This is a genomic window from Bradyrhizobium sp. U531 (assembly GCF_051710265.1).
Classification (GTDB): Bacteria; Pseudomonadota; Alphaproteobacteria; order Rhizobiales; family Xanthobacteraceae; genus Bradyrhizobium.
The window spans coordinates 1-10,416 of sequence record NZ_JASVEN010000024.1; the positions used below are offsets into that span (position 1 = coordinate 1).

Genomic DNA, 10,416 nt, shown 5'->3' on the forward strand with positions numbered 1-10,416 from the left:
GACCGAACCATGAACGACTGTTACCTATCCATCCGGTCTGTTCTGTTACCCATCCATCCGCTGGACACAACTCACACCTTCCAGACGCCGACAGGCATCTTGATGGCCGCATTCAGCCGGTTCCAGACGTTGATCGCGGCAATCGAGAGGATCAGTGTTGCGAGCTCGCGTTCGTCGAAATGCTTGGCGGCGTCGTTCCAGATTGCGTCGGGCACGGGATCCTCGCGGTCGGCGAGGCGGGTGACGGCTTCGGTCAGGGCCAGCGCGGCGCGCTCGGCGTCGGTGAAATAGGGCGCCTCGCGCCAGGCCGACACGGCGAACAGGCGCTCGTCGGTTTCACCCAGCTTGCGGGCGATCTTGGGATGCATGTCGACGCAGACGCTGCAGCCATTGATCTGGCTGGCGCGCAGGTGCACCAGTTCCAGGAGCTTTTCCGGCAGGCCCTGCTTGGTGAGATTGCCGAGGGATTGAAGGACATTCATGGCCTCGGGCAGGACCATGACCGGGTGATTCATGCGGGCGTGCATCATGTTGCGTCTCCATCTGAGAATTTCGAAGGTTCCGGTCACATCGGCCGGATTGGCTTCGTCATGCCCATGACGGATCGCGACGAGGAAATGTGACCGATGACTGACGAAAATTTTCTGACCGGGCAATTCGAGGCCAGCCGCGACCATCTGCGCGCGGTCGCCTATCGCATGCTGGGCTCCCGCGCCGAGGTTGACGACGCCGTGCAGGAGGCCTGGCTGCGGGTCAGCCGCTACGACATGTCCGATATTGCCAATCTGCGCGGCTGGCTCACCACCGTGGTCGCGCGCATCTGCCTCGACATGCTGCGCGCGCGTAAGTCGCGCAAGGAGGAGCCGATGGGGCCTGACGTGCCGGAGCCGGCCGACGAGACGCAGCTGCGCGAGACTGATATGGCCGACGCGGTCGGCGCGGCCCTGCTTGTCGTACTCGAGACATTGCAGCCGGCGGAGCGGCTCGCCTTCGTGCTGCATGACATGTTCGCCGTGCCCTTCGACGAGATCGCGCCGATTGTCGGACGCTCGGTCGAGGCATCGCGGCAGCTCGCGAGCCGGGCGCGGCGGCGGGTGCAGGGCGCACCGGTGCCGGAGACGGATTTGTCGCGTCAGCGCGGAATCGTCGATGCCTTCCTCAAGGCATCGCGTGAAGGCGATTTCGAAGGCCTGCTCGCCGTGCTCGATCCCGACGTCGTCTTCCGCGCCGACCAGGCCGCGGTGCGGCTCGGCACGCTGGCCGAGATCCGCGGCGCCGACGCCGTGGCGCAGCTCTACAAGGGGCGCGCGCAGGCGGCGCGGACGGCGCTGGTCGACGGCGAGATCGGCGTCGCCGTCATCCTCGGCGGACAGCTGCGCATCGCGCTCCGCGTCACCTTCGCGGGCGACCGCATTGCCGGGATCGAGGCCTTGGCCGATGCGGAGCAGGTCGCAGCGCTGGATGTCGAGGTGCTGGAGGGCTGAGGCGGACTTATTTTCTCGAAAACAACCCCATGCACAGTAGATGAGCTCAGCGAAATCAATGACTTACTGGATAGGCAAACCGGTCGCTAAACCACCCTCCGATACCGCTTGACGTCCAAGCCTCGTCAGGCGTAGCTTCGAATACGGAATTCCGTATTCCCTTCTGCTTTTCGGAGCTGCCGGCGTGATCCCTCTCGACCCGCTTCCGAACCTGATCGACCAGGTCTATGCGCGCATCCTGGAGGCGATCTCCGACCGCACGCTTCAGCCCGGTCAGCGCATCCGGCAGAACGAGCTCGCCGACAGGCTCGGCGTCTCGCGCCAGCCGGTGTCGCACGCGTTGCATCTGCTGCACCGGCAAGGTCTCGTGGCCGAAAGCGGCAAGCGCGGCTTCGAAGTCACCCAGCTCGATCCCGCGCGCATCCGCCAGCTCTACGAAGTGCGCGGCGCGCTCGATGCGCTGGCCGCCCGTCTTGCGGCGGAACGCGCGGGTTATGACGCGGCCGGCCGCGCGCGGCTGGAAGCCGCGCTCGCCGCAGGCCGCCGCATCGACCGCACGACGACACTCGCCGAGCTGATCACGCTCGACGTCGATTTTCACCGCGCGATCTATCAGCTCGCCGGCAACCCCGTGATCGAGGAAACCATCGCGCCGCAATGGCCGCATATGCGCCGCTCGATGGCGACGGTGCTGTCGGAGCTCGACTATCGCGGCAGCGCCTGGGCTGAGCACATCGACATCGCCGGGCATATTCTCGCAGGCGATGCGAGCGCGGCCGAGCGCGCCGCACTGGCGCATGCGCAGACGGCGGGACGGATGACCGAGGAGAGATTGAGGGCGAGCGACGAGGCGGCGGCGTAGCGAGCCGTCATTCCGGGGCGCGCCACTTGGCGCGAGCCCGGAATCCATTGGGCCTCGAATACTGCGGAGAAATGGATTCCGGGCTCGTGCTTCGCACGCCCCGGAATGACAACAAAAAACAAAACAGGAGGACGACCCATGAAACTGTCTCAGGAGCAATTGGAGTTCTTCCATCGCGAGGGCTGGCTGTTCCTGCCCGAGCTGTTCACGCCGGAGGAGGTCGACCTGCTCGCGCGCGAGGCGGTCGGCATCTACGATGCCAACCGGCCGGAGGTCTGGCGCGAGAAGAGTGGCGCGCCGCGCACGGCCTTTGCCGCCCATCTCTACAACGAGGCCTTCGGAATCCTGGGCGCGCATCCGCGCATGATCGAGCCGGTCGAGCAATTGTTCGGCGAGCCCGTCTACATGCACCAGTTCAAGATCAACGCGAAATCGGCCTTCACCGGCGACGTCTGGCAGTGGCACCAGGATTACGGCACCTGGAAGCGCGACGACGGCATGCCGGAGCCGCGCGCGATGAACATCGCGATCTTCCTCGACGAGGTGATGCCGATCAACGGCCCCCTGATGCTGGTCCCGCGCAGCCAGAACGCCGGCGATCTCGAGGCCTCGCACGACCTCGCCACCACCTCCTATCCGCTGTGGACGCTGGACGAGGCGACCGTGACGCGGCTGGTCGAGCAAGGCGGCATCGTGGCACCGACCGGCAAGCCGGGCGGCATGCTGCTGTTCCACGGCAACCTCGTGCACGGGTCCGCCGGCAACATCACGCCCTACCCGCGCAAGATCGTGTATCTGACGCTGAACGCGGTCTCGAACTACATTCGCACCCCGACACGGCCGGAGTATATCGCCCATCGCGATTTCGCGCCGATCCAAACGGTGGATGACGACGCGCTGGTACGTCTTGCCCGTGCGCCAAGGCAAGCGGCGGAGTAAAAGGCCTCATGCCCCGAACGCAGCGCAGCGCTTCTTCAGCGGTGCGCTGCAGAGCCGGGGCCCACGCCGCACAGATAGCTTTTCTTCTGGGTCCCGGCTCTGCGGAGCAGCACTACCGGACGATGCTACGCATCGCCTAGGCTGCACCGCGTCCGGGACACGATAGTTTCGCAGGATATTTCCCATGAATCTCTTCCGCCTCCTCCAGGCCCGCGCATCCGCCGGCAAGCCGGTCCGTGTCGCATTGATCGGGGCCGGCAAATTCGGCTCGATGTTCCTGGCGCAGGTGCCGCATACGCCGGGGCTGGAGGTGCCGATCATCGTCGACATCGATCGCGAGCGCGCCCGCGAGGCATGCCGCACGGTCGGCTGGAGCACCGAGCTCATCGCGAAGACCGTCTTCACCGACGACGGCGCGCGCGCCATTGCCGGCGGCGCGATGGACGTGGTGGTAGAGGCGACCGGAAATCCCGCCGTGGGGATCAGACATGCGCGCGCGGCGATCGCCGCGGGCAAGCATATCGTGATGGTGAACGTCGAAGCCGACGTGCTGGCGGGGCCGTTGCTCGCCGAGGAGGCGCGCAAGGCCGGCGTGGTCTATTCGCTCGCCTATGGCGACCAGCCGGCACTCACCGCCGAAATGGTCGACTGGGCGCGCGCAACGGGATTCCGCGTCGTCGCGGCCGGCAAGGGCACGAAATATCTTCCGGCCTATCACGACGTCACGCCCGACGGCGTCTGGCAGCATTACGGCCTGACCGCGGGCGAAGCGCAGTCCGCCGGCATGAATCCGCAGATGTTCAACTCGTTTCTCGACGGCACAAAATCGGCGATCGAGATGGCCGCGATCGCCAACGCCTGCACACTCGACGTGCCCGCGGACGGCCTGCTGTTTCCGCCCTGCGGCGTCGACGATCTGCCGCACATCATGCGGCCGCGCTCGCATGGCGGCGTGCTGGAGCGGGCCGGCGTGGTCGAGGTCGTGTCCTCGCTCGAACGCGACGGGCGACCGGTGTTCCGCGATCTGCGCTGGGGCGTCTATGTCGTGCTGGAGGCGCCTAACGATTATGCCGCCGACTGCTTCCGGCAATACGGCCTGAAGACCGACGGCAGCGGGCGCTATGCCGCGATGTACAAGCCCTATCATCTGATCGGGCTCGAGCTGAACATCTCGGTGCTGTCGGCCGCCCTGCGAGGCGAGCCGACCGGGCAGCCCTACGGCTTCCGCGGCGACGTCGCCTCGGTGGCCAAGCGTAACCTGCGTGCCGGCGAGATGCTGGACGGCGAAGGCGGCTACACGGTGTGGGGCAAGCTGGTGCCGGCACCTGCGAGCCTGAAGGCGGGCGCGCTGCCGATCGGCCTCGCGCATCGCCTCAAGCTGAAGCACGACGTCGCCCATGGCGCGATCGTGCGCTGGAGCGATGTCGAATTCGACGCGAACAACGAGACGATCAGGACGCGGAAGGCGATGGAGGCGGCGTTTGCGAAGGAGGGGTGACACAAAATCTCAGCCACCGGAGCGGTCTACCTCTTCCCGCTTGCGGCGAGGGTAGTCGCATGCGGTTCCGAGCAGCAGTTGAGCAAGCGCCTCGTCCTTCGAGACGACCGCTTTCAGCGGTCTCCTCAGGATGAGGCTAAGCAGCATTGGCGCCCGTTGAAACTGGTGCCGCGCACCAGGTCCTCATCCTGAGGGCCCGCCGAGGGCGGGCGTCTCGAAGGATGGCAACAAGCGAGTTCGCTCCCATATGCGACGGCCCTGCGCTTGCGGGGAGGGAGCGCACCGACGTCTGGGCAAACTACGGCAACATCCGCTCTTGCTTCGCCTGCCGAAACCACTTCCGGAACATGTCCTCGGTGTCCATCATCTCCGTAAAGCCGGCGCGGTTGATCTTCACGGTGGAGACGATCGAGGGCGGGCCGGATTCCGTGTGGCCGTAGCGCATGCTGTAGTCGGCGTACTGGAATGAGAGGCCGACGAAGTCGGCGAGACCGGGCGATATGAGGTCATGCTTCGCCCGCAATCTGTCCCAGGCGTCGATCCAGCCTGGATATTCCTTCGCCAGCGACAGCGGCACCGGCTTGCCCGGCTTCATCTCCAGCGCGTCGGCCACCGCGGGCCAGATGTTCTCCCAGGTGAAGACATCGCCATTGGTGACGTTGAAGGCCTCGTTCTGCGCCGTGCGGGCTTCGCCCGACCAGGCGATCGCGCGGGCGAGGAGATCGACATCGACCGCCTGCCCCACACGCGCGGCGCCGCCCGGAAAATCCAGCGGCCGGCCCTGCTCGCGCAGCATCGCGGCGTAGACGCCGAGCGGCGGGATCAGGTCCATCGCGCCGCCCATGGCGAGGCCGACGATCAAGACGGGGCGCAAGATGCTCCAGTGCCACGCCTTGCCCTTCTGCAGCTCGCGCAGGAAGTTCTCCTGGGCCCAATAGAAATTGGGCTGCTCGTACATTTCGGAGCGGCCCTCGCGTGCCGGCACGGTCAGGGGGCGAACATGGACCCCATAGGCCTTGGTCCCCTGCAGCAGGGCGACATGCCTGAGGCCGGGCGCCACCGGCTCGAGCGCGCCCATCAGATTGCGCAGCATCAAATCGTTGGTCCTGATCTGCTCCTGGTCGCGCCAGCCGTCGACGAGCTGCGGCGCCTCGTAGAGCGCGGCATAGACCAGATGGGTGGCGTCCGCGAACTCGGCGGCGGCGCGGCGGCAATCCGCGGCGCTGGTGAGGTCGATCGGGACGTACCGGGCGCCGTGGAGGTTGCGCGGTCTTCGCCGCGACAGCGCCACGACCTCGCAAGGCTCCGACGTGCCGAAGTGTCGCAAGGCGGCGTTGCCGACGAGACCGGTCGCACCGGCGACCACGACCTTCTTGCCCGTCATTGCGTGCCTCTCTTTTGCTTGTTGCCTCATCGTTTAGCACACCGCCGACGGGCCCGACTTGTGTCTGGCACGCTTCGCAGTCGCGAGATGCAAGTCGCTGGATGATCGCATGGCTTGATTATCGTCAGACGAACAGTCATCCTTGCTGACGGAACCGCAACGCTCGGTTTTCAGCAAAAAGAGCCCATCAGGGCCATTCGGAAACGTCTAAACCATTTCAACAAAAGAACGTCGATCCTCGACGAAGACAAGACGACACCAAGATCGTTCCCTGCTCGACGCATCGACGCAATGGAAGGGATACGCATGAAACGTCGTGATTTTCTCAAGGTGACGGGCGCCAGCCTCGCTGCAAGCACCGCCGTCGCCGCGCCCGCGATCGCGCAAAGCTCACCCGAGATCAAGTGGCGCTATGCCACGAGCTGGCCGAAGTCGCTCGATACGCTCTACGGCGGCTGCGAATATTTCAGCAAGAAAGTTGCCGAAATCACCGACAACAAATTCCAGATCCAGCCGTTCGCGGCAGGCGAGATCATCCCGGGCCTGCAAGTGCTGGATGCCGTATCGAACGGCACCGTCGAGATCGGCAACACCGCGCTCTATTACTACTGGGGCAAAAATCCCGCCTTCACCTTTGCCACCGCGCTGCCGTTCGGCCTCAACACGCGCCAGCAGATCTCCTGGCTGCTGTGGGGCGGCGGGCAGGAGCTCGTGAACGATCTCCTCAAGGAGTACAACGTCTACGGCATTCCGACCGGCTCGACCGGCGCGCAGATGGGTGGCTGGTTCAGGAAGGAGATCAAGTCGATCGACGATCTCAAGGGCCTGAAGATGCGTATCGGCGGCTTTGCCGGCACCATCCTCGCCAAGCTCGGCTGTGTGCCGCAGCAGCTCGCCGGCGGCGACATCTACCCGGCGCTCGAGAAGGGCACGATCGACGCGGCCGAATGGGTCGGCCCCTACGACGACGAAAAGCTCGGTTTCGCGAAAGTGGCCAAATACTACTACTATCCCGGCTGGTGGGAAGGCACGAGCCAGGGCCACAACATCATGAACATCGAGAAGTGGAATGCGCTGCCCAAGCACTACCAGGCGGCGATCGACGCGGCGTCACGCGACGCCTTCACCTGGATCACCGGCAAGTACGACGCGGTGAACGCCCCGGCACTGAAGCGGCTGATCGTGGGCGGCGCGATCCTCAAGGGCTTCCCGCAGGAGGTGCTCGAAGCCTGCTACAACGCAGCCAACGAGATCTATGCCGATCTCGGCAAGACCAACCCGCATTTCGGCAAGATGCTCGCCAGCATGACTGCTTTCAGGAACGACTCGCTGCCCTGGACCCAGGTCGCCGAGCTCAGCTTCGACGGCTTCATGGCACGGATGCGGGCCAAGACGTGAGGCGGTAACGGCGCCACACGACTAAAGACTGAGAAGCCCCGGAGATGTCTCCGGGGCTTCTTTCGTTGAGCGCCCACTCTCGACCAGACTTAACGTCCTTCGCAACTGCGAGCATCGTGACGTCTCTTGATTATCGCAAGCCTAGCCGTCATCCTCGCCGCCGGAGCCGCAACGCACGGAATCCACAAAGAAGCCCTGAAGGGCCGCCGGATACATTCCTATCGTCACACAACGTCGATGATCGGCGAAGCCAAGACGACATCAAGATCGTTCCCTTAGTCGAGCAATCGGCACATTGGAGGGATACGCATGAAACGTCGTGAATTCCTGAAGACGGCGGGCGCCGGTCTCGCCGCGAGCACAGCGGTTGCCGCCCCGGCCGTTGCACAGTCGATGCCTGAAGTGAAATGGCGGCTGGCTGCAAGCTGGCCGAAATCACTCGATACGCTCTATGGCGGCTGTGAATATTTCTGCAAGCGCGTCGCCGAGATCACCGACAATCGTTTCCTGATCCAGCCTTTTGCCGCCGGCGAGATCGTGCCGGGCCTGCAAGTGCTCGACGCGGTCTCCAACGGCACCGTCGAGATCGGCAACACCGCGCTCTATTACTATTGGGGCAAGAATCCCGCTTTCACTTTCGGCACCTCGCTGCCGTTCGGACTCAACACGCGCCAGCACATTTCCTGGCTGTTGTGGAATGGCGGCCAGGACATGCTCAATGATCTCCTGAAGGAACACAATGCGATCGGCGTTCCGACGGGATCGACCGGCGCGCAGATGGGCGGCTGGTTCCGCAAGGAGATCAAGACCATCGATGATCTCAAGGGCCTGAAATTCCGGGTCGGCGGCTTCGCCGGCACCATCATCGCAAAGCTCGGCGGCGTGCCGCAGCAGATCGCGGCCGGCGATATCTATCCCGCCCTGGAGAAGGGCACGATCGACGCGGCGGAGTGGGTCGGCCCCTATGACGACGAGAAGCTCGGCTTCGTGAAGGTGGCGAAGTATTATTACTATCCGGGCTGGTGGGAAGGCACCGGGCAGGGCCACAACATCATGAATCTCGAGAAGTGGAATGCGCTGCCCAAGCACTACCAGACCGCGATCGCGGCCGCATCGCTCGACACCTTCACCTGGGTGACGGGCAAGTACGATTCGGTCAATCCGCCCGCGCTGAAGCGACTGCTGGCGGCCGGCGCGACGCTCAAGCCGTTCCCGCAGGAGGTGCTCGAGGCCTGTTACGGTGCGGCCAACGAGATCTACGCCGATCTCGCCAAGAGCAATCCGCATTTCGGCAAGATGTATGCGAGCCTGACCGCCTATCGCGCGGAGTCACTGGCTTGGATGCAGGTCGCCGAGCTCAGCTTCGACAGCTTCATGATGCGGATGCGGACGCGCACGTAAACGCGTCGCGCTTGCGAGGCACCAAACGACGAAAGCCCCGGAGATGTCTCCGGGGCTCTTTTTTGCGAATGAAGGTCTCGTAGGGTGGGGCAAAGGCGCGACAGCGCCGTGCCCACGTATTCCTTCCATCGACCGAAGCCGTGGACACGCTTCGCTTTGCCCACCCTACGACCGTGAATGCGTGGCGCGAGCAACCGCGCCACTGACATCCTCAGTTCTCATCGTCGCCGAGCGCGGCGATCAGCTTGTCGTAGTATTTTGCGACGAGATCGATATTGCCCTTGTTCTCGACCGCAGGCGCCGGCGTCTTCAGCGCTTCGTTAAGTTCGTCGAGCGCTTCCTTCTTGTCCTTGGCCGACATCTTCTTGTCGGCCTGAAGTTGCGCGATCTGCGACTTGATCACGGCTTCCGTGCCGACATATTTCTTGGTCGCGGGGTCGAAGCCGCCGATCACGAGGCTGATGTTGTCGACGACGTTGTTGTAGTCGTCATAGCCGGCAAAGCCGTGCTTCTTGGCGACCTCGTCGAGCTGCGCGAGCAGCTTCTGGTCCGGTGCGGCGTTCTCGGGGAGTTTTGCCGTGATGGCCTCCACGTCCTTCTGGGCGGCAAGCACGCCATCGATCTGCTTGTCGGTCAGCGCAATCTGCTTGAGGGGCGGAGCCTGCTGCTCGGTTGGCGCGGGCGCTTCCTGGCTGGGGGCCTGACTCGGGGCTTGGCTCTGAGCCGGCGGCTGCTTGGCCTGCGCGAACGCGGCGCCCGAGGAGGCAAGCGATGCTGCGGACACAAGGCACGCGACGCCGAGCGCGGTGAGAGCGGGACGAAGCAATGCTGGCATGGAAGTCTCCTCCTGAAAGGGGGAAAAGGTGGGCGTTGGCGATGCCGAAGCTAGGGCCTCGGAATGAACTACGCATGAACTCCTTTGCTGACGGGTAGCAACAGATCGTGGCTGAATGATCACGACTTGGTGGGAGCCCGACGGCGGCTTCGTTCGATCGATCAAACCGCGTTTTCTGATAGACCTTTTTGGATCACGTCACGAAACAGTGAGAACATGTTCCGCTTCAAATGCAGCTGTTGCGATGAATGGCACGAGGGCATGCCGGGCTATTCAGCTGACGCGCCGCTTTATTTCTACGCCATCCCCGCCGACGAGCGCGCGCAGCGTTGCGCGCTGGATGCCGACACCTGCATCGTCGACGACGAATATTTTTTCGCGCGCGGTTGCCTGGAGATTCCTGTGCATGGCGCGTCCGAGCTGCCGCTCTATCCGCGCACTGAGAACCTCAAGACCAGGCTGCATCTGCGCAACGGCTTTCGCCCTTACATCGAGCTCGAGCCGACCGATCATCCGCTCGCCCTCGAGCAGAGATTGGGCATATCGGTCGTAAGCATCCGGTGAGGACCGCGTAGCGGTCACTCAGGCAGCCTGATTTGCTTGCTTGTCCCGGTC

Annotated in this window: 10 protein-coding genes; 7 read left to right on the top strand and 3 right to left on the bottom strand. The window is 64.1% G+C overall.

Annotated features, from left to right (window positions below):
• Positions 1–71: 71 nt before the first annotated feature.
• Positions 72–527: a carboxymuconolactone decarboxylase family protein gene (locus QRQ56_RS38990; protein WP_438747088.1), complete on the bottom strand. Its 456-nt coding sequence runs from the start codon at positions 525–527 to the stop codon at positions 72–74.
• 99 nt (positions 528–626) lie between these two features.
• On the opposite strand from QRQ56_RS38990, the gene QRQ56_RS38995 reads away from it, so the two are divergent.
• From QRQ56_RS38995 to QRQ56_RS39010, 4 genes are all read left to right on the top strand, one after another.
• Positions 627–1,484: a sigma-70 family RNA polymerase sigma factor gene (locus QRQ56_RS38995; protein WP_438747078.1), complete on the top strand. Its 858-nt coding sequence runs from the start codon at positions 627–629 to the stop codon at positions 1,482–1,484.
• A 184-nt stretch (positions 1,485–1,668) separates the two neighbouring features.
• Positions 1,669–2,346, top strand: a complete 678-nt coding sequence (locus QRQ56_RS39000; protein ID WP_438747079.1) for a GntR family transcriptional regulator — start codon at positions 1,669–1,671, stop codon at positions 2,344–2,346.
• Positions 2,347–2,484: 138 nt separating this feature from the next.
• Positions 2,485–3,285 carry a phytanoyl-CoA dioxygenase family protein gene (locus QRQ56_RS39005; RefSeq protein ID WP_438747080.1) on the top strand — a complete coding sequence of 267 codons (801 nt, stop codon included), beginning with the start codon at positions 2,485–2,487 and terminating at the stop codon, positions 3,283–3,285.
• Between the two features lie 184 nt (positions 3,286–3,469).
• Positions 3,470–4,783 carry an NAD(P)H-dependent oxidoreductase gene (locus QRQ56_RS39010; RefSeq protein ID WP_438747082.1) on the top strand — a complete coding sequence of 438 codons (1,314 nt, stop codon included), beginning with the start codon at positions 3,470–3,472 and terminating at the stop codon, positions 4,781–4,783.
• Between the two features lie 298 nt (positions 4,784–5,081).
• Here the strand turns inward: QRQ56_RS39010 and QRQ56_RS39015 are convergent, their stop codons facing one another.
• On the bottom strand, positions 5,082–6,167 hold the full coding sequence (locus QRQ56_RS39015) for an SDR family oxidoreductase (RefSeq protein ID WP_438747083.1): 1,086 nt from the start codon (positions 6,165–6,167) through the stop codon (positions 5,082–5,084).
• A gap of 306 nt (positions 6,168–6,473) precedes the next feature.
• On the opposite strand from QRQ56_RS39015, the gene QRQ56_RS39020 reads away from it, so the two are divergent.
• Both QRQ56_RS39020 and QRQ56_RS39025 read left to right on the top strand, forming a co-directional pair.
• Positions 6,474–7,565 (top strand): TRAP transporter substrate-binding protein, encoded by a 1,092-nt coding sequence (locus QRQ56_RS39020; protein ID WP_438747084.1) that lies wholly within the window; start codon positions 6,474–6,476, stop codon positions 7,563–7,565.
• A gap of 309 nt (positions 7,566–7,874) precedes the next feature.
• Complete coding sequence (locus QRQ56_RS39025) at positions 7,875–8,966, top strand: TRAP transporter substrate-binding protein (RefSeq protein WP_438747085.1); 1,092 nt, start codon at positions 7,875–7,877, stop codon at positions 8,964–8,966.
• Between the two features lie 211 nt (positions 8,967–9,177).
• Here the strand turns inward: QRQ56_RS39025 and QRQ56_RS39030 are convergent, their stop codons facing one another.
• Positions 9,178–9,801 carry a hypothetical protein gene (locus tag QRQ56_RS39030; RefSeq protein WP_438747086.1) on the bottom strand — a complete coding sequence of 208 codons (624 nt, stop codon included), beginning with the start codon at positions 9,799–9,801 and terminating at the stop codon, positions 9,178–9,180.
• Between the two features lie 84 nt (positions 9,802–9,885).
• Between QRQ56_RS39030 and QRQ56_RS39035 the strand changes: the two genes are divergently transcribed.
• Positions 9,886–10,365 (top strand): DUF2199 domain-containing protein, encoded by a 480-nt coding sequence (locus tag QRQ56_RS39035; protein ID WP_438747087.1) that lies wholly within the window; start codon positions 9,886–9,888, stop codon positions 10,363–10,365.
• Positions 10,366–10,416 lie beyond the last annotated feature (51 nt).